The following is a 25682-nucleotide window of genomic DNA, read 5'->3' as shown; positions in this document are numbered from 1 at the left end:
GAAAAAAGAGCGGTATATAATATCAAACGGGGAGAATAAAAAGATTACCCTGTTGATATCATATACTGCTCTTTTATACTTGTGTATGCAAAAAGACTATTGGATACAGAAATGTCTTCTGCAGTAAAGGTAATAAATACCGATTAATCCTCGTCATCTCCGTCGTCTTCGTCAGTGTCTTCGGAAGTATCCGGAGTGTCCTTAGCATCAGCATCTTCGGAAGTATCTTCTGTGTTGTCCGCAGAGGTATCTTCTGTACTGTCATCTGCTGCATTGTCCTCTTCGGTAGTTGTTTTGGCTGCATTCAGATCGACATATCCACGGTCAACCGGTTGGAGGTCATTATCCAGATCGAAGTCTTCGTCTTCAAAATCATCGTTGAAATCATCGTCCTCATTTTTCTTTGACTTCTTTAAATAATAAACCAGACCTGCTGCGGCACTGCCGATTGCTGCAAGACCTAATAATTTTTTGCTCCATTTTGCCATGATAATCTGACTCCTTTCCGTTCTTTTCCTTATCATAGCACATATTATATGCTTTTTTCCATTAAATTAAAATAAATTATTGCAAGTTGAGAAGAAAATAAAAATATGATACACTGTATCATATCCTGGCTGTATCAGTACCTGAAGGGAGCCTGGGACGGAAAAACCCGGTGAGAATTGTATGGTCCTGGATAAAGGAGAGAAAAAGTATGAAAGAACAAAGCAAAAAGACGGTGGCAAAGAAGAAATTTTTTAAAATGGTGTTCAGCCGTGCCGGGATTTTTGTCATATTGATTCTGATACAGTTACTGGTATTCTTAGGAATTCCATACTATCTGAAAGAGTATGCAACCTTTATATACAGTGCGATGAGCGTGATGGAAATCGTTGTTCTTGTATATATCATTAATACAGAAGGGAACCCGGCATTTAAAATGACCTGGATGCTGTGTGTGATGGCACTTCCGGTTATAGGAACGGTATTTTATATCTATGTACATCTGCAGCTGGAGACGAGATTTGTACAGAACAGACTTGCGGCACTTCGTATGGAGACAGAACCTTATATGGATCAGGATGAGAAGGTTACAGAGGCACTCTGGGCAAGCAAATCGGCAAATGCACAGCTGTCTTATTATCTGTCACATCAACTTGGATTTCCGACCTACCGCAATACGGAAGTCGAATATTTCCCGGTGGGAGAGGATAAATTTGCTTCTATGATTAAAGAGCTGGAAAAAGCAGAGAAGTTCATTTTCATGGAATATTTCATTGTAGAGGAAGGAATTATGTGGGATACAATCCTGGAGATCCTGAAACGGAAAGTGAACGAAGGTGTAGAAGTCAGGTTCATGTATGATGGAATGTGTGCATTTGATCTGCTGCCGTACAGTTACCCTAAGAAACTTCAGAAATTCGGGATCAAGTGCAAAATGTCCAATAAGATCCGGCCTTTTGTGTCTACAATCCAGAATAACCGCGATCATAGAAAAATCTGTGTGATCGATGGGCAGACAGGGTATGTAGGTGGTGTGAATCTGGCTGATGAATATATCAATGAAAAAGAACGATTCGGTCACTGGAAAGATACAGCTGTTCTGTTAAGAGGAGATGCGGTCCAGAGCCTGACAATGATATTCCTGCAGATGTGGGATGTAGATATGCGTGGTGTTGAGCCTTATGGAAAATATCTTACAAAAAAAGCGGAATCACTGAATGACAGACTGGGATACGTGATCCCATATGCGGACAGTCCGTTTGACCATGAGAACGTAGGAGAAGAGGTGTATTTCCATATCCTGAATCATGCGAAGAAGTATGTGCATATCATGACTCCGTATCTGATACTGGATAATGAGATGCTGACAACACTTATACGTGCAGCCAAAAGTGGTATTGAAGTGATCATCATCATGCCGCATATTCCGGATAAATGGTATGCATTCGCGGTAGCAAAGACATATTATAAAGAATTGATTGAAGGCGGAGTGCAGATCTATGAGTATACACCTGGATTTGTACATGCGAAAGTATTTGTATCTGATGATGATACGGCAACAGTAGGCAGTATCAATCTGGATTTCCGGAGTCTCTATCTGCATTTTGAAAACGGAGTATTTATTTATGATAATCCGGAGGTTCAGAAAGTAGAAGAAGACTTCCAGAATACCCTGGCAAAATGTCACAAAGTGACAGTGACCGAGGTGAGAAACAGAGGAGTTCTTATGAAGGTAGCCGGGCAGGTGTTAAGACTGGTTGCGCCTTTAATGTAAAGAATACAGGAAATCATATGTATTTTCTGTAAAAATATTATTGAACCAAGATAAAATGTATAGTATAATGCTTAAGGCGGTTTGATTAGACTCGCTAAAGTAGACTGATAAGTCATGTTAATAACGCAGGAGGAATGGATATGGTTAAAGCAGTAGTCGGTGCCAACTGGGGCGACGAAGGAAAAGGTAAGATTACAGATATGCTGGCTGAGCAGGCAGATATCATCGTAAGATTCCAGGGAGGCGCGAATGCAGGTCATACAATTATCAATGATTATGGAAAATTTGCACTACACACACTTCCATCAGGAGTATTTTACGGTCATACAACCAGTATTATCGGAAATGGTGTAGCACTGGATGTACCGGTGTTATTCAAGGAAGTGCAGTCTATTATCGATCAGGGAGTTCCGATGCCGAAGATTCTGGTATCTGACCGTGCCCAGATGGTAATGTCTTATCATAAGAATTTTGATGCATACGAAGAAGAGAGACTGGGAGGAAAATCTTTCGGTTCTACAAAATCTGGTATTGCACCATTTTATTCAGACAAATATGCAAAGATTGGATTCCAGGTCAGTGAATTATTTGATGATGAACTGTTAAAAGAGAAAGTTGTCCGTGTGGCAGAACAGAAGAATGTATTACTGGAGCACCTTTATCATAAACCATTGATCAATCCTGATGATTTATATAATGAACTTCAAGAATATAAAAAGATGATCGAACCATTCGTATGTGATACATCTCTTTTCCTGAACAATGCAATCAAAGAAGGAAAAGAAGTATTATTAGAAGGTCAGCTTGGATCACTGAAAGATCCGGATCACGGAATCTATCCAATGGTTACTTCATCTTCTACATTAGCAGGATATGGAGCAATCGGAGCAGGAATCCCTCCATATGAGATCAAGAAAATCGTAACTGTATGTAAAGCATACTCAAGCGCAGTAGGAGCAGGAGCGTTCGTAAGCGAGATCTTCGGTGATGAAGCAGATGAATTAAGACGCCGTGGTGGTGACGGTGGAGAATTCGGAGCAACAACAGGACGTCCGAGAAGAATGGGATGGTTTGACTGTGTAGCTTCTAAGTATGGATGCAGAATGCAGGGAACCACAGATGTTGCATTTACAGTATTAGATGTACTTGGATACCTGGACGAGATCCCGGTATGTGTAGGATACGATATCGATGGAGAAGTAACAACAGACTTCCCGACCACACATCTGTTAGAGAAGGCAAAACCGGTTCTTAAGAAACTTCCGGGATGGAAGAGTGATATCCGTGGAATTAAGAAATACGAAGACCTTCCGGAAAACTGCAGAAACTACATTGAGTTTGTAGAAGAGCAGATCGGATACCCAATTACAATGGTATCGAATGGTCCGGAAAGACATGATATCATTTACAGAGAGTCAAAATTTTCCAAATAAGATAAAATATTTCGAATCATGAGATGAAAAACAGGGATAAAGCAGGCCATGCGTCTTTTGAAGACAGGAGAGCTGCTCTATCTCTGTTTTTTAATACCAAAGTATGAAAGAGAAGTTGCCGGTGGCAAGTTCTCCGCATCGCCATGCGTTCGTAAGGAGCTGACAGTGGCAGGTCCTGTAGATTGTTATGTTTTCCTTAAGAAATTTCTTATGCTTTATTCAGATTTTTTCCATAATGTTGACACATTCTATGCATATAATGAAACCATCGTAAATATAATAATAACGTCGGTGTAATCAGACACCAGAGACGTAAGAGGGGATAAAAATAATCAAGATGGAGGTATGCACTATGAATACGAGAGACTGGACAAAAGAGGAAGCAGAAGTGATTTCAATGGAAGAATACCTTGCTAAGAGAAAGAAGATCAGAGAAGATGAAAGAAAACATAAGAAAAAAGGATCAGACGATCGCGAAGAAAGTCTGATGCCCTTTGAGTTTTATATGGTATCATCGCTTGCCTGGTCATGAGACTGTGACAACTTAGATATATCATCCGAGCTGTGGCTGTGAAAGCTGTCAGCTGAATCATCAGATGGAGTATTATGCCGGGTAAGCTTGAATACCAGCATATAACCATAGAGAAGTACCGGAAGCACAATCGTACATGCAATAGAGGCCCAGAGAAGGTCGATGGAATGCGGACTCCCGATCAGGGCAAATATTAATGTACTGAGATACATACCAAATAATAAAATGGCGGCAGCAAGTGCCAGAATACGTTTTGCATTTTTCATAATAATCATCCTTTACAATGAATCAAGACTTTAGTATATTATATAGAGAGCAGTGAAAAATTGCAAATGAATATCGTACAAAGGAGTATAGAAATATGAGTACATTATATCAGCAGTGGCAGAACATCGCTTATGACGAAACTGCAGACAGAAGTCAGTTAGAAAAATTCTGGGGAACTTATTTCCAGATTGAGAAAGAAATTTATGAAAAGCTTCTTTCTAATCCGGATGAAGTTGTAAAAGGAACAGTAAAAGAATTGGCTGAGAAATTCGGACAGGAAGTTCTGACAATGATCGGTTTCCTGGATGGTATCAATGAAAGTCTTCTGATCGAGATCGATCTTGATACAGTAGAAGAAGATACAGTAGTAAGTCTTGCATTTGACAAGGAAAGACTGTATAAGAATATGGTAGCGGCAAAAGCTGACTGGCTGTATGAACTTCCACAGTGGAAAGAGATTTTCTCAGAAGAAGAACTGAAGAAATTCTACAAAGAACAGAAGGAATCTACAACAATCCGCAAACCTAAAAAGATCGGAAGAAATGATCCATGCCCGTGCGGATCAGGAAAAAAATATAAAAAATGCTGTGGCAGATAATATTTCTGGTTACAGGTATCCTGAGTCTCATTTATTACAGTGCGGTCTGTATCGCACTGAAAAAATGGGACTCTACTTTTTCCAGATTCTGGCTGGCGACCGGAATAGTGGGAATTGCAGGGAGTGCGCTGATCCGTTTATATGGAATGCCGTGTATCGTAGAAGCAATGATTGGTATTTCGGTATGTTTTCTTCTGATCGCAGAGATAAAGATCATAAAAGGAATGCACAGAAACCCTTTGGGAAAAAGAAAAGAACACTTTGAAGAAGACACAAAAACAGGATCCGCTACAAGATGGATCATTGTACTGGGAGCGCAGGTAAGAGGCCGGAAGATTACCGATTCACTGAAACGAAGACTGGACTGCGCGTCAGAGTATCTGAAAGAGCATCCGGAAGTACATGTGATCGTCTCCGGAGGACAGGGAAAAGATGAAGAAGTAACAGAAGCGTATGCAATGGCACGTTATCTGGAGTGTGAAGGGCTTGACCGCAGGCGTATTGTGCAGGAGGATGTGTCGGTAAACACACTGGAAAATCTGAAGTTTTCCAGAAACCTTATTGCAGATGTAGATACACCGGTAGGAATTGTCTCAAATAATTTCCATGTATATCGAGGGTGTGTATATGCAAAACGTGCAGGATTTAAGGAGCCGTTTCCGATACCGGCAAGCTGCCATCCATTATTATTCCCAAATTATTTTGTGCGGGAATGTTTTGCGGTCTGGAAGCTGTGGCTGAAAAAATATTGACAAAGCAAAATGCCGTGTTATAATGAAAATGTATGAGAAAACACGTTGAAGAGAAGAGTAGGCTGGGAAAGAAATGCCAGAGAGAGAAGCCACGGGCTGAAAGCTTCTTATTTTGGAACCTTCTGAAAACTACCTCTGAGTGGCTGCAAAACAGTCCGGTGATTCCGTTATCGTCATAATTAAGAGGTTCTGGCATAAAAGTCTTTGGTGAATAATATAGAGACTGTGAAGTGTCAGTTCAAACAGGGTGGAACCGCGAGATAACTCGTCCCTTACAGTGATTATCTGTAAGGGGCTTTTTTTTTCGCCACGCGTTCGTAAGGAGTGGCCAGTGGCAGGTCCTGTAGATGCCATGCGTTTAGAAAAAAGCAGCAGATTACGGATGATTGCTGAACGGGCAGGAAAGAAGATACATGCCCGAGGATAGGATATAAAAATAAAAAGAGAGGACATGATAATTATGAAAATTACATTAAAAGATGGATCTTTCAAAGAGTATGAAGGAAGTATGTCAGTACTGGATATTACAAAAGATATCAGCGAAGGTCTGGCAAGAGTGGCGACTTCTGCAAGAGTTAATGGTGAAGTAGTAGATCTCAGACACGTTGTAAGCGAAGATTGTGAACTGGAGATTCTTACATTTGATAATGAAGAAGGAAAGGGTGCATTCTGGCATACAACATCTCACATCATGGCACAGGCGATCAAACGTCTGTATCCAGATACAAAGCTTGCAATCGGACCATCAATCGAGAATGGATTCTACTATGATGTAGACCGCGAGACACCATTTGTAGCAGAAGATCTGGAAAAGATTGAAAAAGAGATGAAGAAGATCGTCAAAGAGGCTCTTCCGATCGAAAGATTTACAAAGACAAGAGAAGAAGCAATCGCATATTTCAAAGAAAAAGACGAACCATATAAAGTAGAGTTGATCGAAGATCTCCCGGAAGGAGAAGAGATCAGCTTTTATCAGCAGGGAGAATTTGTTGATTTATGTGCAGGACCACACTTGATGACAACAAAGCCTGTAAAAGCATTCAAGCTTACAAGCCTTGCAGGTGCTTACTGGAGAGGCAGCGAAAAGAACAAGATGCTTACAAGAATCTACGGTATCTCTTATCCGAAGAAAGCACTGTTAGACGAATATCTGACCATGCTTGAAGAAGCAAAAAGACGTGACCACAGAAAACTTGGTAAAGAACTTGGACTTTTCATGATGTGCGAAGAAGGTCCTGGATTCCCGTTCTTCCTTCCAAAGGGAATGGTTCTTAAGAATACACTGCTTGACTACTGGAGAGAACTTCACAAAAAAGCAGGTTATGTAGAAGTATCTACACCAATTATCTTAAGCAGACACCTCTGGGAGACATCCGGACACTGGGATCACTATAAAGAGAATATGTACACAACACAGATTGATGGAGAGGACTTTGCAATTAAGCCAATGAACTGTCCGGGTGGAATGCTTGTATACAAAGCAGAACCGCGTTCATATAAAGATCTTCCGCTTCGTGTCGGAGAACTCGGATTGGTTCACCGTCATGAAAAATCAGGACAGTTACATGGTCTGATGCGTGTACGCTGTTTCACACAGGATGATGCACATATCTTCATGATGCCGGAACAGATCCGTGACGAGATCAAAGGTGTTGTAGCTCTGATCGATGAGGTATATCAGTTGTTCGGATTCAAATATCACGTAGAACTTTCCACACGTCCGGAAGACAGCATGGGAAGTGATGAAGACTGGGAACTTGCAACAGAAGGTCTTCGTGGTGCGCTTAATGACCTTGGTCTTGACTATGTGGTAAATGAAGGAGACGGAGCATTCTACGGACCGAAGATCGACTTCCATCTGACAGACTCTATCGGAAGAACATGGCAGTGCGGAACTATCCAGCTGGATATGCAGCTTCCACAGAGATTCGAACTGGAATACACAGGAGCAGATGGTGAGAAACACCGTCCGATCATGATCCACCGTGTAGCATTTGGATCTATCGAGAGATTTATCGGAATCCTGATCGAGCATTTCGCAGGAGCATTCCCTACATGGCTTGCACCGGTACAGGTTAAGGTACTTCCAATCTCAGATAAACATCTGGAATATGGACAGAAAGTACTGGATACATTGAATGCGGCAGGTATCCGTGCAGAAATCGATACACGTGCAGAGAAGATAGGATATAAGATCCGTGAGGCTCAGATGCAGAAGATTCCTTATATGCTTGTAGTAGGAGCAAAAGAAGAGGAAGAAAATCTGGTATCTGTAAGAAGCAGATTCGCAGGAGACGAAGGACAGAAGAGCCTGGATGAGTTCGTAGCATCTGTTACAGAAGAGATTGCAACAAGAGCAAGACGTGAAGTCGTAAAAGAAGAAAACTAATTTAGTTTTACAAATGTATAAAAAATAAAGAGAACTGGCATAATATATCTTGAAGTTTGAAAGGAGGATATATTATGCCAGATTTAAGATGTACCGTACAGACTTGTACACACAACCAGAATTATTACTGTAATCTTGACAGTATCGTAGTAGGAGGAAATTCCGCAAAAAAAGCAGATGAGACAAGCTGTGACAGTTTTGAAGAGCGAAAAGGTGGAAGCTCCTATTCGAATGCATACTCGGACATGGCGGGAAAAGAAGCATCTGCCAAGAGTGACGTGGATTGTAAGGCAATAGACTGTATGTATAACAAAGAATGTCAGTGTCATGCAGGAAAGATCAGTGTAGAAGGCGGGAATGCCTGTCACTGTCAAGAGACGGAATGCGCGACGTTCAAATGTGGATGTGCGTAATCTTTGGAAGAAAAGATGCGCAGGTCATATGTATACGATCAGTGAATAAAAGGTACAGATAAAGAAAAAAGTATGAAAAACCGGAATAAAGCTTAAGAATAAGTTTTTACTCCGGTTTTTGTCGTATCAAAGTATGTTGACGTAGATTTACAGTGAGGGTATAATAGCTTTATATGCCAAAACTGGCAGGGAAGAAGAGGATTTCATGAACAAAGAAGAGAATACATACTATAAAAACAGTCCCAAGTTTGGCAGAAAAGGACCGTCCAAATTAAGACAGCAATTTAACCGTGGAATGACCTATTTCCTGGTAATTGTTGCCTGTATTCTGGTTTATTTTGCCATGCTGAGGGTAGAAGCGATTTCAAATACACTGTCAAAGATCCTGTCGATTTTAAAGCCTGTATTGTATGGATGCGGGATTGCGTATCTTCTGAATCCAATCGTGAAGAGCGTAGATGCATATCTGGTGCCAGTGCTGGAAAAGCACATGAAGAAAGAAAAAGCGAAGAAGGTTTCCAGAAGTATAGGAGTGATCGTGGCGCTGGTTGTATTGATTACGGTTGTATCGACATTGATCAATATGCTGATACCGGAACTGATCACAAGTATCCGTAATCTGATATTTACACTGCCGGCGCAGATCAATCAGCTGGTAAAAGAGATCAATAATATACAGTTGGATGATTCGACCACGACAGCAGTATTGAAAAATGCAATGAACGAAGCTTCGGCAAGTCTTCAGAAGTGGATGCGTACGGATCTGTTGGATAAGGTGAATGAAGTGATGACGCATCTGACGGTTGGTCTGTATACATTGATTATGGAAATGTTCCATGCGGTGATCGGAGTGATCGTATCGGTGTACATTTTATTTGGAAAAGAGACGTTCATTAATCAGAGTAAAAAAGCAGCTTATGCGATTTTTCCTGCAGAACGTGCAAACCTGTTGATTCATATCGCAGTAAAGACGAATGAGATATTCGGTGGATTTATCATTGGGAAGATAATAGATTCGATCATTATCGGAATTTTATGCTTTATTGGTACATCGATCTTAAAGATGCCGTATGCAATGCTTGTCAGTGTAATTGTAGGGGTGACCAATGTGATTCCGTTCTTCGGACCGTATATTGGAGCAATCCCGAGTGCTGTCCTGATTGCGCTGGCAGATCCGATGAAAGGGATATATTTCCTGATATTTATACTGTTGTTACAGCAGTTTGACGGAAATATCCTGGGACCAAAGATCCTTGGCAATTCTACGGGACTGTCTGCATTCTGGGTAATCGTATCAATCCTTCTTGGGGGCGGATTGTTCGGAATTCTTGGCATGTTATTTGGAGTGCCGACGTTTGCGGTTGTCTATTATATTATAAAACTCCTTCTGGATAACCAGCTGGAGAAAAAGAAACTGCCGACAGATTCGGACTGCTATAACGGGGACAGTTATGTAGACAATGACGGTACATATTTTCAAAAAAGAGATGATGGGGCAGAAACAGAAGAACAGAAAATAGAAAAAAATAAAGAAGAAAAAGGGGAATAAGATTATGCCGATCAGAGTGCAGAATGATCTCCCGGTCAAGGAGATCTTAGAGAGTGAAAATATATTTGTAATGGATGAACACCGTGCAACACATCAGGATATCCGTCCGATCAAAATTGGACTTTTGAACCTGATGCCGTTAAAAGAAGAGACAGAACTGCAGATATTACGTTCACTGTCTAATACACCACTTCAGGTAGATGTGACATTTGTTGCAGTAGCTTCACATCAGTCAAAGAATACGTCAAAGAGTCATTTGAACAAATTCTATCAGACGTTTGATGAAATCAAAGATCGGAAATTCGACGGATTCATCATCACTGGGGCACCGGTAGAACAGATGCCGTTCGAAGAAGTGGATTACTGGGACGAACTGACACGCATTATGGACTGGACAAAGACAAATGTCGTATCAACATTGCATCTTTGCTGGGGAGCTCAGGCAGGAATGTATTATCATTATGGAATCGATAAAGTCCAGCTGGATAAGAAGGCGTTCGGTCTGTTCTGGCACAAAGTGCTAAACCGTAAGATTCCATTGGTACGTGGGTTTGATGATGTATTCCTGGCACCACATTCCCGTCACACAGAGACTCCACTGGATAAAGTGCGCGCAGATAAGAGAATCACGATTCTGGCAGAATCGGATGAAGTGGGTCTCTTCCTTGCGATGGCACAGAATGGACGTCAGATATTCGTGATGGGACATCCGGAATATGATCGTGTGACACTGGATGGAGAGTATAAGCGCGATAAGAGCAAGGGACTGCCGATTGAACTTCCGAAGAATTATTATCAGGACGATGATCCGGAGAATGGGCCATTACTTACATGGAGAGCAACAGCTAATAATTTATATACTAATTGGTTAAATTATTACGTGTATCAGGCTACGCCATATGACCTTGAAGGAACACCGGATTTTACTTGGAAATAGGGCATTTTCAGGGAATTGTGAGTCAGGTTGAAGAAATGAAATGACAGCAGGAAAAGCAGACGGTATTAAATAAGGATTAGCCAGAAAGCAGAAAATACCAAGGCAGGAACCTAGATTAACTTGAAGTTTATTACACAGAGTGTTATAATATCAAAAAAATATTGTAGGCAAAAGACTCCGAGGATGGAATATCCCCGGAGTCTTTTTGCATATAAAGGAATAAGGAGGAAAAGAGGGTATGGAGTTATTGAATGCAATCGTCATAACCGTAAATGGAGTCATCTGGGGATGGCCAATGATCATTTTGCTGCTTGGTACACATATTTATATGACAGCCAAGACAGGATTTATCCAGCGTTTTACCATTACAAAAGGAATCAGACTGTCTGTGGAAAAAGATACGAAGAAATATATTCATAATCTGGATGCAAAAGATGACACACTGGTACCGGTAGTGAAATGATAAACAAGTAAAAAACTTCTTGACAAAACAACTTTGATACAGTAAAGTATAACCATAACAAAGCAAAACCGTTGAGAAAGAGGAGTAGCTTATACAATGACATCCAAGAGAGCAGCAGGTGGTGTGATTGCTGTATGAAGTTGATAAGTGAATGGCCTTTCGAGGGCAGTCTGAAATCAAGAATTTATGAATATATGTAATTCAAGAGAGTATGGCTTGTCGGGAACCGAACCCGTTATCAATCAGGAGTGTATGTTAGTACATGAGAAAGTGGACGATTCGTCAATTTGAGTGGTACCGCGATAATAATAGATTTTATTACCGCCTCAAACCTTTTGGTTTGGGGCGGTTTTCTTTTTATCCAAAAAAGGTATGACGGACGTTATCGATGAAAGATTTTCTCTCCTAACAGTTACAGAGGGCTGGCAATTGCAATCTGTAGACAACAATAATATTTCATGCAGGAAAAGGAGAAAAAAGATTATGAAAAAGAAAATGGTAACAGTATTATTAACAGCAGCAATGGCAACAGCAATGGCAGCAGGATGTGGCAAATCATCCGATTCCGGAAGTGACAAGAAAGAGTCTTATACCATCGGAATTGAGCAGTTTGCAGAGCATGGTTCTCTTGATAACTGCAGAGAAGGTTTCTTAAAAGGTCTGGAGGACGAAGGAATCAAAGAAGGCGACAACCTGACAGTAAAATATAAAAATGCAGCGGCAGATATGGGAACTGCAAAACAGATTTCCGACAGTCTGGTATCTGATAAAGTAGATCTGGTATGTGCGATCGCAACACCAAGTGCACAGAGTGCATACAATGCAGCAATGAAAGCAGATATCCCGGTTATCTACACTGCAGTTACAGATCCTGTAGCAGCAGAGCTTGCAGATAAAGATGGAAAGCCGGTAGGAGAAGTAACCGGAACATCTGACAAACTTCCGGTAGAAGAACAGCTTAAGATGATCCGCGAGATGCTTCCGGATGCAAAGAAGATTGGTATCATGTACACAACAAGCGAAGCAAACTCTGTATCAGCAATTGAAGAATATAAGAGCCTGGTTAAGAAATATGATTTCGAACTTGTAGAAAAAGGAATCACAACAACGGCAGATGTATCCCTTGCGGCAGATGATCTGTTAAGCAAAGTAGACTGCATCACCAACCTGACAGACAACACCGTAGTTGCGTCTCTTCCGACTATCCTGGATAAGGCAAATGAAAAGAAAATCCCGGTATTCGGAAGTGAAATTGAACAGGTAAAGATCGGATGTCTTGCAGCAGAAGGAATTGATTATATCGCTCTTGGAAAACAGACAGGTAAGATGGCAGCAAAAGTATTAAAAGGCGAAGCAAAGGCTTCTGAACAGAACTTTGAGACGATCACAGAGCCTGGATTCTATGTAAATAACAAAGTAGCAGAGAATCTTGGAATTACGGTTCCGGATGATCTTGCAAATAACGCAGTAGAAAGTTTTGACGAGATTACAGCAGAATAAGCCGGAAAGGGCAAAGTACAAAAAGAGAAACGTCTGAGACAGACAAAAATTGGGAGGCATTTTTTCATGAATTTCATCACATCGATATTAGAACAGGGTCTGATCTATGGGATCCTGGCACTGGGGATTTATATCACATACAAAATATTGGACTTTCCGGATCTTACGGTGGATGGAAGTTTCCCTCTGGGGGCAGCAATCACGGCTGCCCTTCTTACAAGAGGAATGAATCCATACATCACACTGATCCTTTCGTTTCTTGCAGGGGCAGTCGCAGGAATCTGCACCGGACTGATCCATGTGAAATGTAAGGTCAGAGATCTTCTCTCGGGAATCATTATGATGACAGCACTGTGGACGATCAATCTTTACATAGCGGGAACGGCCAATGTGCCGTTGTTTTCACAGAAGACTATTTTCAAAAATGACCTGATGGATAAGATCATCCCGGATGCACTTGTACCGTATTCAACATTGATCATTATCCTGGTGCTGGCAGTGATCTGTAAAGTATTGCTGGACCTTTATCTGAATACAAAGTCCGGATTTCTGTTAAGAGCCGTTGGTGACAATGACGTACTGGTAGTGTCTCTTGCAAAAGATAAAGGCAATATCAAGATCCTTGGACTTGCAATCTCAAACGGCCTGGTAGCGTTGGCCGGATGTGTGTTTGCACAGGAGGAGCGAGTATTTGAAATTTCAATGGGAACCGGAGCAATGGTCATCGGCCTTGCAAGTGTGATCATTGGAACCAGCATTTTCCGTAAACTGACGCTGCTGCGTACGACAACAGCAGTACTGATCGGTTCAATCATTTATAAAGCCTGTGTGGCAATTGCACTCCGTAATTTTGATCCGCAGGCAATGAAACTGGTAACAGCAGTCCTGTTTCTGATTGTACTTATCATCAGTATGGAGAGAAAGAAGAAGGTGAACACCAATGCTTGAGTTAAAAGGAATTCATAAATATTACAATCCGGGAACCGTAAATGAGATGTGTCTGTTCCAGAATTTCAACCTGACGATCGACAACGGGGAGTTCGTATCTGTTGTGGGAAGTAACGGTTCCGGAAAGACATCGATGTTAAATATTATCTGTGGAAGTATTCCGGTAGAAGGCGGACAGATCCTGATCAACGGATCGGATATTACAAAGCAGAAAGAATTTAAAAGGAACCAGAGAATCGGCCGTGTCTATCAGAATCCCGCAATGGGAACCTGCCCGAGCATGACCATTCTGGAAAATATGTCGCTGGCAGACAATAAAGGAAAGGTATTCGGCCTTTCCAGAGGAACGAACAAGTCAAGAATTGAGTATTACAGAGAACAGTTAAGCCAGCTCGGACTCGGTCTGGAAGATAAGATGGACGTCAAAGTCGGTGCATTATCCGGCGGACAGCGTCAGGCAATGGCACTTCTGATGTCTACCATGACACCGATCGAGTTCCTGATCCTGGATGAACATACGGCGGCACTGGATCCGAAGACCGCTGAACTGATCATGGAGCTGACCGATAAGATCGTAAAAGAAAAGAATCTTACAACGATCATGGTTACACATAACTTAAGATATGCGATCGAATATGGCAACCGTCTTGTGATGATGCATCAGGGAAATGCGATCCTGGATAAAAAAGGAGAAGAAAAAGACAAGATGTCGGTAGATGATATCCTGGCGTTATTTAATGAAATCAGTATTGAGTGTGGCAACTAAAAGATGTTATACTGAATATGCCAGTAAAAAGCACAGCTTTAAAGGCTGTGCTTTCTTTTGTGGCTGCCGGATACAAAAGAGAAGGATCCGGTGATAAAAAAGAAATGTATAAAAATACAAAGAATATAAGAAAGAGGACATACACATGGCAAAAAGAATTGCGAAATTTGAAAAGGTAAGTTTTGAACAGTTTAAAGGAGGATACACAGATGCGATCGGAGAAGCTTCCGATGAGCAGATCAGGGAAGTCTATGATTCCTTAAAACTTCCAAAACGCGCAACAAAAGGATCCGCAGGATATGATTTTTATGCGCCGGCAGCCATCACTTTAAAACCGGGAGAGACGGCGAAGATTCCAACCGGAATCCGTGCGAAGATGGAAGATAACTGGGTGCTTCAGTGCTATCCAAGAAGCGGTCTGGGATTCAAATTCCGCCTGCAGTTGAATAATACAGTAGGAATCATCGACAGCGATTATTATTATTCAGATAATGAGGGGCATATTTTCGCAAAGATCACCAATGATACAAATGAAGGGAAAACAGTGGAAATTCCGGCAGGAACGGGATTTATGCAGGGAATCTTCATGGAATATGGAATTACGGTAGATGATGAAGTGGAAGAGATAAGGAACGGTGGATTCGGCAGCACGACAAAATAGCCGGAAATGACGGATTCTGCATGAAATATTAAGAACCGGGGCATACTGGAAAGTATAGTCTATGTATATAAGAGGTGAGAAGGACATGACGCGCCAGGAAATCCCGGTTTTTAAGACAAGAGAAGAAAATGTAGCATATATGAATGAAACACTTCCAATCCAGGAAAGCTTTGACCTCATTCAAAGAGATCTGCTGATTGGAGGAAGGGTTTCTTCTTTTTATTTTGTAAATGGGTTTACGAGCGAAGAGACGATGTTGAAGATTATGGATGCACTTCTGAAGGTGAAGGAAGAAGAGATGCCAGAGGATGTGTGGGAGTTTGCCAACGCATGCATTCCATACGTTGAGGTTGAAGTGTTGTTTGATTTTGATCAGATACTGAAAAGCCTGCTGTCTGGTGAAACGTGTGTGTTCATTGATGGATACCGGGCATGTATTGTGATCGACTGCAGGACATATCCGGTAAGAAGTGTGGAAGAACCGGATAAAGATAAGTCCCTCCGAGGTTCCAGAGACGGTTTCGTAGAGACACTCGTATATAATACGGCAATGATGAGAAGAAGAATCCGTCATCCGGCGCTGATCATGGAGATGATGGAAGTCGGGGACAGTTCCAGAACGGATGTGGCACTCTGCTACATGGGAGACAGGGTAGACAAGGAACTGTTGAAAAATGTACGTGACAAGATCCGGAGTGTGGATACGGATGATCTGCGAATGAACCAGCAGAGTCTGGCGGAATGTCTGTTCAGACGGAAATGGTACAATCCATTCCCGAAGTTCAAGTTCACCGAGCGTCCGGACACGGCATCGGCATGTCTTCTGGAGGGAAAAGTCGTAATTCTGGTAGACAATTCACCATCTGCGATGATACTTCCGACATCGATCTTCGACATGATCGAAGAGGCCAATGATTATTATTTTCCGACACTGACCAGTGTCTATCTGAAAATATCCAGAACACTGATCAATCTGATGACGATATTTCTGACGCCGGTCTTCCTGCTTTTTATGCAGAACCTGAACTGGCTGCCGAAAGTATTTGCCTTTGTGGCGGTGAAGGATACAGTGAATATACCGTTGATCTATCAGCTTTTGATGCTGGAAGTAGCGATCGATGGTCTGAGGCTTGCGGCACTGAATACGCCAAGTATGTTAAGTACTCCGCTCAGTGTGATCGCAGGTCTGGTTATGGGAGAATTTTCGGTAGCATCGGGGTGGTTTAACAGCGAAGTCATGTTATACATGGCCTTTGTGGCAGTAGCCAATTATACACAGCCGAATTTTGAACTTGGTTATGCGTTAAAATTCATGCGTCTGGCATTACTGGTATTGACCGCATTATTTAATTGGTGGGGATTCGCACTGGGCTGTATTCTGGTGGTGTGCAGTATCTGCTTTAATAAGACGCTTTCCGGAAGAAGTTATCTGCATGTGAGCCTGAAATAATGTAATGTGAAAAGCGGCAATGAATGTGTACACAAAAATAAGAAAATGATATAATAATTTTTATACTAAAGTGAGTATATAAGAGAACAAGTATACAAAAGAATATGCAAGAGAAAGGCAGCGATACAAATGAATCACAGAGACGAAAGACTCGGAAGTGCACCGCTGGGGAAACTGATGTTTTCTCTGGCGGTTCCTTCTGTGGCGGCACAGCTTATCAATGTGCTTTATAATATAGTAGACAGAATTTACATCGGTCATATTCCGGGATATGGAGATGTGGCACTGACCGGCGTTGGGGTAACATTTCCCATCCTTACGATGATCTCGGCATTCAGTGCATTTGCCGGAATGGGAGGCGCACCGCTTGCGTCAATCCAGCTTGGAAAAAAGAATAAACAGGGAGCGGAGCAGATCCTTGGCAATTCGGCAGGACTGCTGATCCTTTTTTCTGTGATTCTGACGGCGTTCTTTTCGATATGTAAGACACCAATCCTTTATGCATTCGGAGCAAGTGATGCAACGATTGTCTATGCAAGAGATTACATATCTATCTATCTGATCGGAACGATCTTTGTACAGCTGGCACTTGGGTTGAATGCCTACATCAGTGGACAGGGAGAAGCGAAGACGGCGATGTTGTCGGTACTGATCGGAGCGGTCTTGAATATCTGTCTGGATCCGGTGTTTATCTTCGTGCTGCATCTGGGTGTGCGAGGGGCGGCAATCGCAACCATTTTGTCGCAGGCGGTCAGCGCGGCATGGGTGGTACATTTCCTGACTTCAGAAAAGACTGTGATGCACCTGTCGCTAAAGAATATGCGCCTGAGAGCGGATGTGATCAAGATGATCGCCGGACTTGGAATCTCGCCGTTCATCATGCAGAGTACGGAAAGTCTTGTGACGATCACGCTGAATACAGGACTTCAGAGATACGGCGGAGACCTGTATGTTGGTTCGATGTCGATCCTGATGAGTATCATGCAGTTGATCACAATTCCGGTGCAGGGGATTACACAGGGAATCCAGCCGATCATCAGTTATAATTACGGCGCAGGAAATAAGGAACGTGTGAAGGATACGATGAAACGGATGATCCTGGTATGTCTGGCAGGAACGCTTTTACTTGCAGGCGTTGCAATCCTTGCACCGCAGATTTATACCGGATTATTTACGAATAATCAGGAACTGTTGAAACTGACATGCCAGGTTATGCCGGTTTATTTTCTGGGAATCTCTATTTTTGGAATCCAGTGTGCGTGCCAGACATCGTTCATTTCACTGGGACAGGCAAAGGTGTCGCTGTTCATTGCGCTTCTCAGAAAGATTATTCTGTTGATCCCGCTTGCAATTATTTTGCCAAAATTCATGGGGGTGATGGGAATCTACCGTGCGGAGCCAATCGCAGATGTAATCTCTGTTGTGACGACAAGTGTTGTATTTATCTATACGATGAAAAAAGTTTTGCGTAATATGTAAGACAATGGTAAGATGAAAGAGACTTGAGGATGAGGAGGTTTTCAATATGAGTGAATATGTAATAACCATCAACAGTACATCCGATCTGCCAAAAGAGTGGGTGTGGGAAAGAAAAATCCCGGTAGTTCCTCTGAACTGTACGATCGGCGGGAATACTTACCGTGATATGTATGATCTGTCCGCAGATGAATTCTACGGCATGTTAAGGGCAGGGGAGATGGCAGTGACATCACAGCCAAGTCCGCAGGCAGCAATCGATATGCTGGAACCAATCCTGAAAGAAGGAAAAGATATCTTGCATCTTAGTTTTTCATCAGGACTTAGCGGTACATATAACAGCATGTGTATAGCAGCAGAGGAACTGCAGGAAAAATATCCGGAAAGAAAGATCGTTGTGATCGATACGCTCTGTGCAAGTCTGGGAGAAGGACTGATTGATTATAAAGCACTGGAACTTCAGAAAGAAGGAAAGAGTCTGGAAGAAGTTGCACAGTGGGTGGAAGAGAATAAATTAAAAATCTGCCATTTCTTTATGGTAGAAGATCTGAATCATTTACAGAAAGGCGGACGTATCTCGAAGACGGCAGCAGTTCTTGGAACGATGGTGCAGATCAAGCCGATCATTTATCTGGATAATGAAGGAAAACTTCAGATCATCAAGAAAGAACGTGGCAGAAAGAAAGCAATGAATAAGATCGTGGATATGGCAATCGATGCATGCGAAGGAAAGATGCCGGACATGGTGATGATTCCGCACGGCAATTGTCCGAAGGATGCAGAGTATGTAGCGGAGCTGGTGCGTAAGAAAATGGGAGTAACGAATATCATGATGAATGATATCGGCACTGTGATCGGCGGTCATACGGGGCCGGGAATGGTTGCGGTAGTCTGCATGGGAGTGCACAGATAATAAAATTTCAGAATGCAGCATATAAAAACTGAGATAATAAAAAACTTGATAATAAAAAACTTGAAAAAAGATATTGACAGATACAGATACATATGGTAAATTATATGTTGCGTAAGGCAAAAAAGAAAGTAGAGTATCCACTCTCACCTTAGCACAATCAGGTGACTAATGGTTTGATATTGAGTATAATACAGATTTGATTATAGATCTGATGATACAGATATGCAAGTGGATAGTCTCGAACTATTCACTTATTTTATTTTATGATGGAGGTGCACGACAATTAGCGATTTAATGATTAACGGGCAGATTAGAGACAAAGAAATTCGAGTGATTGGAGAGAATGGAGATCAGTTAGGTATCATGAGTCCAAGAGAAGCTATGAAGCTTGCTCAGGAAGCAGATCTGGATCTTGTGAAGATTGCTCCAAAGGCTCAGCCACCTGTTTGTAAGATTATTGATTACGGTAAGTACAGATATGAACTTGCAAGAAAGGAAAAAGAGGCTAAAAAGAAACAGAAGACCGTTGAAGTAAAAGAAGTGCGTCTTTCACCAAATATTGAGACAAACGATCTTAATACCAAAGTGAATAATGCTAAGAAGTTCATCAGCAAAGGTAACAAGGTAAAGGTTACACTGCGTTTCAGAGGTCGTGAGATGGCACATGTTCAGCAGAGCAAACATATTCTGGACGATTTCGCTCAGATGCTTGGTGACATCGCAGTCATTGAAAAACCGGCTAAGATGGAAGGCAGAAGCATGAGCATGGTTTTAACTGAAAAACGTTAAAAATACAATACAAGTTGAAGGAGGAGCATATCATGCCAAAAATTAAAACTAATAGAGCAGCTGCAAAGCGCTTCAAAAAGACAGGTACAGGAAAATTAAAAAGAAATAAAGCTTACAAGAGCCATATCTTAACTAAGAAATCTACAAAGAGAAAAAGAAATCTTAGAAAAGCAACAATCGCTGATGCTACTAATGTAAAGAACATGAAGAAAGTATTACCATATCTCTAAGATAAGGTTCAATTTGTGAAGGAGGAAGAATAAGACATGGCAAGAATTAAAGGCGGATTAAACGCTAAAAAAAGACATAACAGAACATTAAAGTTAGCAAAAGGATACAGAGGAGCACGTTCTAAACAGTACAGAGTTGCAAAACAGTCTGTAATGAGAGCTCTTACATCTTCATACGCAGGAAGAAAACAGCGCAAACGTCAGATGCGTCAGCTCTGGATCGCTCGTATCAACGCTGCAGCAAGAATGAACGGTCTGTCATACAGCAAGTTCATGCACGGCTTAAAAGTAGCTAACATCGAGATGAACAGAAAGATGCTTGCAGAGATGGCTGTAAATGATGCAGAAGGATTTGCAACACTTGCAGAAGCTGCAAAAGCTGCTTTAGCTTAATTTTAATAGAGAATTTTAACACGCAGGAAAATCCTGCGTGTTTTTTTATACCAAAGAATACTATGCCGGGTAATTTAACTGTTCATCAGTAATATTCTCAAGAACCTCGGTAAGATATTTCTTAGACAGATATTTCGCCATCGGAAGGTTCATATCCAGATAGTTGCCACAGTCTTTGGCAGCGGCTCCGGGAACTTCACCTTCGAATTCTGCCATAAATGTATACATTTCTTTTAATAACGGCACGATATCTTTGGATTCATAACTTCCGGCGAGGATCAGATAGAATCCGGTACGGCATCCCATTGGTCCGAAGTAGATCGTTTTGTCGGCATATTCTGCATGATTGCGTAAGAATGTTGCGGCAAGATGTTCGATGGTGTGAACCTCAGCTGTGTTCATCACTGGTTCTTTGTTGGGACGGGTCATGCGCAGATCAAAAGTTGTGATCGGATTACCGGCTACCTGGTCGACACGGGAAACATATACACCCGGAACAAGTCTCAGGTGATCTACTGTAAAACTTGCAATTTTTTCCATAATTGATACACCTCTTTTTTTTCACAATTTTTCAAAATATTATGCAGAAATATTATAGCATTTTCAGCAGAATTTGACTATAAAAAGATGAAAAGGTGTGATATACTGAGTTTTATATTGGCATTAGAGGTCAATGCGGTTAACAGTGTCTGTGGAGTGTATTCATGGATGGAAAAGGGTATTTTAGGAGGAAAAATTAGGAGAATGAAGCTTTATCTGGTAAGACATGGAGAAACTGATTGGAATAAAGTAAAAAGGATTCAGGGGCAGGTAGATATCCCGCTGAATCAATTTGGCAAGCGTTTGGCAGAAGAAACAGCGGAAGGACTGCGGGATATCCCGTTTGATCTGTGTATTTCAAGTCCGTTGTCAAGAGCACATGAGACGGCGAGAATTATATTGTATGGGAAAGATATCCCGATCATCAAAGATGCCAGAATTGAGGAAATGGCATTTGGTGAATATGAAGGAAAATGCTGTGCAAGAGATAACTGGGAACTCCCGGAGGATTTTCAAAAATTTTTTAATGATCCGGCAGGATTCGTACCTGGGAAAGGCGGAGAATCATTTGCTGATGTGAAGAAGAGAACCGGAGAATTTCTGAAGAGTCTGTATAAAAAGACTGAGGGTGTATATGAAAATATTCTGATCACCACACATGGTGCGGCACTGGCCGGAATGCTGAATAATATCCGAAAAGAGCCGTTAGAGAAGTACTGGGGAATCGGGGTACACAGTAACTGCGGAGTAACAGAAGTAGAAGTGAAGAATGAAGAGGCGACGATTCTTTCTGAAAATGTTACATATTACGAGGAAACAGTAAGACCATGGGCTGATAAATAAAAATAGTTATAAAAATCATGATATCATAAGAGCAAAAGGAGAATGAATATGGCAATTGAAACAGCGGGACAACAGAAGTATGCAGATTTGACTGCGAAAAGAATTAAGTCGTTGCAGACGGGGATGATAATCTGGATCAGCCTTTTTTGTCTGGCACTGATCTGTTCTTTCTCTAATAATCTGCTTGCAATCATTGTGGGAATTGTAGCGGTAGTCTATGCAGTGGTCAATACAAAGGGAAGAAAAGCATTCAACAGTAAACTGGATAAGATAGAAGATAAAAATGAATTCTACCGCCAGATTGTGGCACCAGATGTACTTGAATTGAAAGAAGAACAGCTTCTGGTTGCAAAAGATTATGTCATTGTAGTTGATGCGGATGTATGGATATACGATCTGCATCATATGGAAAAAGTAGAAGTGGGAAAACAAGGAAATGTGAAGAAAACCCTGTTCCTGACAGAACCAAATGGAAAAAGACATGCCATTTTGTCGACAACTAAGGGGGATGGAAGACAGGAAGCGTTTGATCAGGTGTATTATAGATTGCATGATCGGCTTGCTGTTTAGTTCATCATCGTGGCTTACCCCGGTCCATGAGAAAGACTTGGTATTCTGGTTCTAACATCGCTCCATATACGTCAGAACCAGAATACCAAGTCTTTCTCATGTCGTGATAGGCCAATGATAATGAATTCAACAGCGGAATTATAACCCTTGTGTGTAGCTGGGAAGTTTTATGGAAGTCAGGGTAACGACCGCTTTATGCATTTAACAGCAATCTAATTATCTTCCTCCTGAACCGTATAAGTCTGTCTCTTACGAGCCATCTCATCACTTTCAAGATATTCATCATAAGTCGTAATCTTATCAATCAGTTTACCGCCCGGTACGATCTCCATGATACGGTTGGCTGTGGTCTGCACGATCTGGTGGTCTCTGGAAGAGAAGAGCAGTACACCAGGGAATTTTGTCATTCCGTTGTTGAGTGCGGTGATGCTTTCCATATCCAGGTGGTTGGTAGGCTCGTCGAGGATCAGTACATTGGCACCGCTGATCATCATCTTGGATAACAGACAGCGTACCTTCTCTCCTCCGGAAAGAACACGTACCTTCTTCACACCGTCATCACCGGAGAACAGCATACGTCCAAGGAATCCACGTACATAAGTGGCATCTTTTTCTTCCGAATACTGTGTCAGCCAGTCTACGATGCTGTAATCGTTGTCGAATTCACTTCCGCTGTCGAGTGGGAAGTAAGCCTGAGTTGTAGTGATTCCCCATTTATAAGTACCTTCGTCCGGTTCCATCTCTCCTGCAAGGATCTGGAAGAGCGTTGTCTTGGCAAGCTCATTGCTTCCGACGAATGCAACCTTGTCATCGTGGTTCAGAGTAAAGGAAATGTTATCCAGAACCTTTTCGCCGTCAATTGTTTTGCTTAATCCTTCTACCGTCAGTACTTCGTTACCAATCTCGCGGTTCGGACGGAAGTCGATGTAAGGATATTTACGGCTGGATGGCTGGATGTCATCAAGCTGAATCTTCTCCAGGGCACGTTTTCTGGAAGTAGCCTGTTTAGACTTTGAAGCATTGGCACTGAAACGTGAGATGAATTCCTGTAACTCTTTGATCTTTTCTTCTTTTTTCTTATTGGCTTCTTTCATCTGACGGATCAGAAGCTGGCTTGACTCATACCAGAAGTCATAGTTACCGGCATAGAGCTTGATCTTACCATAATCGATATCGGCGATCTGTGTGCAGACCTTATTCAGGAAGTAACGGTCATGGGATACAACGATGACGGTATTGTCAAAGTTGATCAAGAATTCTTCCAACCATGCGATCGCATCGAGGTCTAAGTGGTTAGTAGGCTCGTCAAGGAGCAGAATGTCCGGATTACCGAACAGTGCCTGTGCAAGCAGGACCTTAACCTTCTCCGGACCATTTAAGTTCTTCATCATTTCATAATGCATTTCAACCGGAATTCCAAGACCATTTAATAATGTGGCAGCATCAGATTCCGCTTCCCATCCGTTCATGGCTGCGAATTCACCTTCCAGTTCGCTGGCTTTCATACCGTCTTCATCGGTGAAATCTTCTTTTGCATAGATGGCTTCTTTTTCTTTCATGATCTCATACAGTCTTGCATTTCCCATCATAACGGTATCCAGAACCGGATATTCGTCGTATTTGAAATGATCCTGCTGCAGGAAAGAAAGACGTTCACCCGGTGTGATGATGACCTCTCCGTTCGTCGGCTCAAGCTGTCCGGACAGAATCTTAAGAAATGTAGATTTACCCGCACCGTTTGCTCCGATCAGACCGTAGCAGTTTCCTTCTGTAAATTTAATATTAACATCTTCGAACAGGGCTTTTTTACCAACCCGTAATGTTACATTACTTGTACTAATCATATTGGTTTGTATTCTCCTTGTCGTTTGAATCTTCGTTGATAGTGACTGCGCCCGGATTTGCAGACGCTGACTAGCATATAGTACCAGAGATAAAGGAAAATAGCAAGGGAAGTTCCTCTTTTCCTTCTATGAAAAAGGGTATATAATGATAGAAGTATCATGCGCAGAGCTGTCGGTGGCAGGTTCTGTAGATAAACGATAAAAATGCGCAGACAAATTTACGAAGATTATAAAGCTAAAGAGAGGTAAGACTTATGGTAAAAGCAACATTAGTGCTGGAAGGCGGGGCAAACCGCGGAGTATTTACATCTGGAGTTCTTGATTATCTGATGGAAAAGGACATGTATATGTCCAATGTGATCGGCGTATCGGCAGGTGCGTGTAATGCGGTTGATTATGTGTCGAAACAGGCTGGGCGGAGCCGGGAATGTGTGATCCATCGTGAGAAAGAATACGATTATGTATATGGTTTAAAGAAGACCCTGAAAGAAAAAGCCCTGATGGATATGGATATGCTGTTTGATAAATTTCCGAATGAAATTTATCCATTTGATTTTGAGACTTATTTTGCATCTGAGATGGAATGTGAGCTGGTGGTTACGAACTGTATCACGGGAGATGCGGAATATCTGTCGGAAGATAAAGATCCGGAACGTCTGATGAAGATCTGCCGTGCATCGAGCAGTATGCCGCTTGCGGCACCGATTGCAAATGTAGACGGAATCCCGTATATGGACGGCGGCCTTGCTGATTCCATTCCAATCGAATATGCACTGGAAAAAGGAAATGACAAGATTGTTGTAGTATTGACGAGAAATCCGGGCTACCGCAAGAAGAGAGCGGTAAAAGCAACGGAACAGCTTTATAAAAGAGCTTATAAGAAATATCCGAATCTGGTACGTACGATCATGACAAGAAATGCTGTATACAACAAGCAGATGAAACTGATCGAAAAGCTGGAAGAAGAAGGAAAGATATTCGTGATCCGTCCGTTGATCCCGACTGTGTCCCGTATGGAAAAGGATTATGACAAGCTGCAGCATTTCTATATGCATGGAAACAGACTGATGAAGAAAGAATATCAGGGACTGCTGGAGTATCTGAACGAATAAATATAAAAGCAGATTATAATGTTTATGGAAATAAACAGAGTAAGAAAAATAAAA

At 41.8% G+C, this 25682-nt stretch carries 26 protein-coding genes, 1 pseudogene and 1 other annotated feature; of the genes and pseudogenes, 23 read left to right on the top strand and 4 right to left on the bottom strand.

Annotated features, from left to right (window positions below):
- Window positions 1-143: 143 nt before the first annotated feature.
- Entirely contained in the window at window positions 144-488 is a 345-nt protein-coding gene (locus NQ508_RS08650) for a hypothetical protein (protein ID WP_022415994.1), read from the bottom strand.
- 209 nt (window positions 489-697) lie between these two features.
- On the opposite strand from NQ508_RS08650, the gene cls reads away from it, so the two are divergent.
- The 3 genes from cls to NQ508_RS08635 all read left to right on the top strand — a co-directional run bounded on the left by cls (window position 698) and on the right by NQ508_RS08635 (window position 4225).
- Window positions 698-2260: a cardiolipin synthase gene (cls, locus tag NQ508_RS08645; RefSeq protein ID WP_006427951.1), complete on the top strand. Its 1563-nt coding sequence runs from the start codon at window positions 698-700 to the stop codon at window positions 2258-2260.
- 140 nt (window positions 2261-2400) lie between these two features.
- Window positions 2401-3693 (top strand): adenylosuccinate synthase, encoded by a 1293-nt coding sequence (locus NQ508_RS08640; protein WP_022415995.1) that lies wholly within the window; start codon window positions 2401-2403, stop codon window positions 3691-3693.
- Between the two features lie 352 nt (window positions 3694-4045).
- Window positions 4046-4225, top strand: coding sequence for a hypothetical protein (locus NQ508_RS08635; RefSeq protein WP_022415996.1), 180 nt, complete (start codon window positions 4046-4048; stop codon window positions 4223-4225).
- On the opposite strand, the gene NQ508_RS08630 is transcribed toward NQ508_RS08635, so the two are convergent.
- Window positions 4195-4491, bottom strand: coding sequence for a hypothetical protein (locus tag NQ508_RS08630; RefSeq protein ID WP_242654764.1), 297 nt, complete (start codon window positions 4489-4491; stop codon window positions 4195-4197). The genes NQ508_RS08635 and NQ508_RS08630 overlap by 31 nt on opposite strands.
- A 95-nt stretch (window positions 4492-4586) precedes the next feature.
- Between NQ508_RS08630 and NQ508_RS08625 the strand changes: the two genes are divergently transcribed.
- The 17 genes and pseudogenes from NQ508_RS08625 to rplT all read left to right on the top strand — a co-directional run bounded on the left by NQ508_RS08625 (window position 4587) and on the right by rplT (window position 20719).
- The gene (locus tag NQ508_RS08625) at window positions 4587-5090 is read left to right on the top strand and encodes an SEC-C metal-binding domain-containing protein (protein ID WP_006427946.1); all 504 of its coding nucleotides are present in this window, start codon (window positions 4587-4589) and stop codon (window positions 5088-5090) included.
- Entirely contained in the window at window positions 5075-5842 is a 768-nt protein-coding gene (locus NQ508_RS08620; RefSeq protein ID WP_006427945.1) for a YdcF family protein, read from the top strand. Before NQ508_RS08625 ends, NQ508_RS08620 begins: the two co-directional genes overlap by 16 nt.
- Before the next feature lie 460 nt (window positions 5843-6302).
- Window positions 6303-8231: a threonine--tRNA ligase gene (gene thrS, locus NQ508_RS08615; RefSeq protein ID WP_044920235.1), complete on the top strand. Its 1929-nt coding sequence runs from the start codon at window positions 6303-6305 to the stop codon at window positions 8229-8231.
- A 74-nt stretch (window positions 8232-8305) separates the two neighbouring features.
- Window positions 8306-8644, top strand: coding sequence for a DUF1540 domain-containing protein (locus NQ508_RS08610; protein ID WP_006427943.1), 339 nt, complete (start codon window positions 8306-8308; stop codon window positions 8642-8644).
- 205 nt (window positions 8645-8849) lie between these two features.
- Window positions 8850-10193, top strand: a complete 1344-nt coding sequence (locus tag NQ508_RS08605) for an AI-2E family transporter (protein ID WP_006427942.1) — start codon at window positions 8850-8852, stop codon at window positions 10191-10193.
- Window positions 10194-10197: 4 nt separating this feature from the next.
- The gene (gene metA / locus NQ508_RS08600) at window positions 10198-11130 is read left to right on the top strand and encodes a homoserine O-acetyltransferase MetA (protein ID WP_006427941.1); all 933 of its coding nucleotides are present in this window, start codon (window positions 10198-10200) and stop codon (window positions 11128-11130) included.
- Between the two features lie 238 nt (window positions 11131-11368).
- Window positions 11369-11530: pseudogene (locus NQ508_RS08595) on the top strand (sodium:alanine symporter family protein); the annotation flags it as partial.
- Between the two features lie 125 nt (window positions 11531-11655).
- Window positions 11656-11925: a binding site (T-box leader), on the top strand.
- Window positions 11926-12076: 151 nt separating this feature from the next.
- Window positions 12077-13093 carry an ABC transporter substrate-binding protein gene (locus tag NQ508_RS08590; protein WP_044920233.1) on the top strand — a complete coding sequence of 339 codons (1017 nt, stop codon included), beginning with the start codon at window positions 12077-12079 and terminating at the stop codon, window positions 13091-13093.
- A 66-nt stretch (window positions 13094-13159) separates the two neighbouring features.
- A complete protein-coding gene (locus NQ508_RS08585; RefSeq protein WP_006427938.1) occupies window positions 13160-14041 on the top strand; it encodes an ABC transporter permease in 882 nt (293 codons plus the stop codon).
- Window positions 14034-14807 (top strand): ABC transporter ATP-binding protein, encoded by a 774-nt coding sequence (locus tag NQ508_RS08580; protein WP_006427937.1) that lies wholly within the window; start codon window positions 14034-14036, stop codon window positions 14805-14807. The genes NQ508_RS08585 and NQ508_RS08580 overlap by 8 nt, the downstream gene beginning before the upstream one ends.
- Before the next feature lie 145 nt (window positions 14808-14952).
- On the top strand, window positions 14953-15468 hold the full coding sequence (locus tag NQ508_RS08575; RefSeq protein ID WP_006427935.1) for a dCTP deaminase/dUTPase family protein: 516 nt from the start codon (window positions 14953-14955) through the stop codon (window positions 15466-15468).
- 85 nt (window positions 15469-15553) lie between these two features.
- Complete coding sequence (locus NQ508_RS08570) at window positions 15554-16918, top strand: spore germination protein (protein WP_044920230.1); 1365 nt, start codon at window positions 15554-15556, stop codon at window positions 16916-16918.
- 129 nt (window positions 16919-17047) lie between these two features.
- The gene (locus tag NQ508_RS08565) at window positions 17048-18397 is read left to right on the top strand and encodes an MATE family efflux transporter (RefSeq protein WP_006427933.1); all 1350 of its coding nucleotides are present in this window, start codon (window positions 17048-17050) and stop codon (window positions 18395-18397) included.
- A 46-nt stretch (window positions 18398-18443) separates the two neighbouring features.
- Window positions 18444-19307, top strand: coding sequence for a DegV family protein (locus tag NQ508_RS08560; RefSeq protein ID WP_006427932.1), 864 nt, complete (start codon window positions 18444-18446; stop codon window positions 19305-19307).
- Between the two features lie 294 nt (window positions 19308-19601).
- Window positions 19602-20096, top strand: coding sequence for a translation initiation factor IF-3 (gene infC / locus NQ508_RS08555; protein WP_006427931.1), 495 nt, complete (start codon window positions 19602-19604; stop codon window positions 20094-20096).
- Between the two features lie 32 nt (window positions 20097-20128).
- Window positions 20129-20326, top strand: coding sequence for a 50S ribosomal protein L35 (gene rpmI / locus NQ508_RS08550; protein ID WP_006427930.1), 198 nt, complete (start codon window positions 20129-20131; stop codon window positions 20324-20326).
- A 36-nt stretch (window positions 20327-20362) separates the two neighbouring features.
- A complete protein-coding gene (gene rplT / locus NQ508_RS08545) occupies window positions 20363-20719 on the top strand; it encodes a 50S ribosomal protein L20 (RefSeq protein WP_006427929.1) in 357 nt (118 codons plus the stop codon).
- Between the two features lie 60 nt (window positions 20720-20779).
- Here rplT and NQ508_RS08540 read toward each other — a convergent pair whose 3' ends face one another.
- A complete protein-coding gene (locus tag NQ508_RS08540) occupies window positions 20780-21259 on the bottom strand; it encodes an S-ribosylhomocysteine lyase (protein WP_006427928.1) in 480 nt (159 codons plus the stop codon).
- Window positions 21260-21463: 204 nt separating this feature from the next.
- Between NQ508_RS08540 and NQ508_RS08535 the strand changes: the two genes are divergently transcribed.
- Both NQ508_RS08535 and NQ508_RS08530 read left to right on the top strand, forming a co-directional pair.
- The gene (locus tag NQ508_RS08535; RefSeq protein ID WP_044920228.1) at window positions 21464-22102 is read left to right on the top strand and encodes a histidine phosphatase family protein; all 639 of its coding nucleotides are present in this window, start codon (window positions 21464-21466) and stop codon (window positions 22100-22102) included.
- Between the two features lie 48 nt (window positions 22103-22150).
- On the top strand, window positions 22151-22672 hold the full coding sequence (locus NQ508_RS08530) for a hypothetical protein (protein WP_022416009.1): 522 nt from the start codon (window positions 22151-22153) through the stop codon (window positions 22670-22672).
- A gap of 212 nt (window positions 22673-22884) precedes the next feature.
- On the opposite strand, the gene NQ508_RS08525 is transcribed toward NQ508_RS08530, so the two are convergent.
- Window positions 22885-24516 (bottom strand): ABC-F family ATP-binding cassette domain-containing protein, encoded by a 1632-nt coding sequence (locus tag NQ508_RS08525; protein ID WP_006428022.1) that lies wholly within the window; start codon window positions 24514-24516, stop codon window positions 22885-22887.
- A gap of 254 nt (window positions 24517-24770) precedes the next feature.
- Between NQ508_RS08525 and NQ508_RS08520 the strand changes: the two genes are divergently transcribed.
- Window positions 24771-25628, top strand: a complete 858-nt coding sequence (locus tag NQ508_RS08520) for a patatin-like phospholipase family protein (protein WP_006428021.1) — start codon at window positions 24771-24773, stop codon at window positions 25626-25628.
- Window positions 25629-25682: the final 54 nt, after the last annotated feature.

It is taken from the genome of Dorea longicatena, from assembly GCF_025150085.1.
Classification (GTDB): Bacteria; Bacillota; Clostridia; order Lachnospirales; family Lachnospiraceae; genus Dorea_A; species Dorea_A longicatena.
The sequence above is the reverse complement of the archived record's forward strand: the minus strand, read 5'-3'. Positions and strand labels throughout refer to the sequence as shown.

What these genes read in the sequence shown, in the direction of transcription:
- NQ508_RS08650 (WP_022415994.1), bottom strand. Translation starts at nt 488, where the DNA reads ATGGCAAAATGGAGCAAAAAATTATTAGGTCTTGCAGCAATCGGCAGT.
- cls (WP_006427951.1), top strand. Translation starts at nt 698, where the DNA reads ATGAAAGAACAAAGCAAAAAGACGGTGGCAAAGAAGAAATTTTTTAAA.
- NQ508_RS08640 (WP_022415995.1), top strand. Translation starts at nt 2,401, where the DNA reads ATGGTTAAAGCAGTAGTCGGTGCCAACTGGGGCGACGAAGGAAAAGGT.
- NQ508_RS08635 (WP_022415996.1), top strand. Translation starts at nt 4,046, where the DNA reads ATGAATACGAGAGACTGGACAAAAGAGGAAGCAGAAGTGATTTCAATG.
- NQ508_RS08630 (WP_242654764.1), bottom strand. Translation starts at nt 4,491, where the DNA reads ATGAAAAATGCAAAACGTATTCTGGCACTTGCTGCCGCCATTTTATTA.
- NQ508_RS08625 (WP_006427946.1), top strand. Translation starts at nt 4,587, where the DNA reads ATGAGTACATTATATCAGCAGTGGCAGAACATCGCTTATGACGAAACT.
- NQ508_RS08620 (WP_006427945.1), top strand. Translation starts at nt 5,075, where the DNA reads ATGCTGTGGCAGATAATATTTCTGGTTACAGGTATCCTGAGTCTCATT.
- thrS (WP_044920235.1), top strand. Translation starts at nt 6,303, where the DNA reads ATGAAAATTACATTAAAAGATGGATCTTTCAAAGAGTATGAAGGAAGT.
- NQ508_RS08610 (WP_006427943.1), top strand. Translation starts at nt 8,306, where the DNA reads ATGCCAGATTTAAGATGTACCGTACAGACTTGTACACACAACCAGAAT.
- NQ508_RS08605 (WP_006427942.1), top strand. Translation starts at nt 8,850, where the DNA reads ATGAACAAAGAAGAGAATACATACTATAAAAACAGTCCCAAGTTTGGC.
- metA (WP_006427941.1), top strand. Translation starts at nt 10,198, where the DNA reads ATGCCGATCAGAGTGCAGAATGATCTCCCGGTCAAGGAGATCTTAGAG.
- NQ508_RS08590 (WP_044920233.1), top strand. Translation starts at nt 12,077, where the DNA reads ATGAAAAAGAAAATGGTAACAGTATTATTAACAGCAGCAATGGCAACA.
- NQ508_RS08585 (WP_006427938.1), top strand. Translation starts at nt 13,160, where the DNA reads ATGAATTTCATCACATCGATATTAGAACAGGGTCTGATCTATGGGATC.
- NQ508_RS08580 (WP_006427937.1), top strand. Translation starts at nt 14,034, where the DNA reads ATGCTTGAGTTAAAAGGAATTCATAAATATTACAATCCGGGAACCGTA.
- NQ508_RS08575 (WP_006427935.1), top strand. Translation starts at nt 14,953, where the DNA reads ATGGCAAAAAGAATTGCGAAATTTGAAAAGGTAAGTTTTGAACAGTTT.
- NQ508_RS08570 (WP_044920230.1), top strand. Translation starts at nt 15,554, where the DNA reads ATGACGCGCCAGGAAATCCCGGTTTTTAAGACAAGAGAAGAAAATGTA.
- NQ508_RS08565 (WP_006427933.1), top strand. Translation starts at nt 17,048, where the DNA reads ATGAATCACAGAGACGAAAGACTCGGAAGTGCACCGCTGGGGAAACTG.
- NQ508_RS08560 (WP_006427932.1), top strand. Translation starts at nt 18,444, where the DNA reads ATGAGTGAATATGTAATAACCATCAACAGTACATCCGATCTGCCAAAA.
- infC (WP_006427931.1), top strand. Translation starts at nt 19,602, where the DNA reads ATGATTAACGGGCAGATTAGAGACAAAGAAATTCGAGTGATTGGAGAG.
- rpmI (WP_006427930.1), top strand. Translation starts at nt 20,129, where the DNA reads ATGCCAAAAATTAAAACTAATAGAGCAGCTGCAAAGCGCTTCAAAAAG.
- rplT (WP_006427929.1), top strand. Translation starts at nt 20,363, where the DNA reads ATGGCAAGAATTAAAGGCGGATTAAACGCTAAAAAAAGACATAACAGA.
- NQ508_RS08540 (WP_006427928.1), bottom strand. Translation starts at nt 21,259, where the DNA reads ATGGAAAAAATTGCAAGTTTTACAGTAGATCACCTGAGACTTGTTCCG.
- NQ508_RS08535 (WP_044920228.1), top strand. Translation starts at nt 21,464, where the DNA reads ATGAAGCTTTATCTGGTAAGACATGGAGAAACTGATTGGAATAAAGTA.
- NQ508_RS08530 (WP_022416009.1), top strand. Translation starts at nt 22,151, where the DNA reads ATGGCAATTGAAACAGCGGGACAACAGAAGTATGCAGATTTGACTGCG.
- NQ508_RS08525 (WP_006428022.1), bottom strand. Translation starts at nt 24,516, where the DNA reads ATGATTAGTACAAGTAATGTAACATTACGGGTTGGTAAAAAAGCCCTG.
- NQ508_RS08520 (WP_006428021.1), top strand. Translation starts at nt 24,771, where the DNA reads ATGGTAAAAGCAACATTAGTGCTGGAAGGCGGGGCAAACCGCGGAGTA.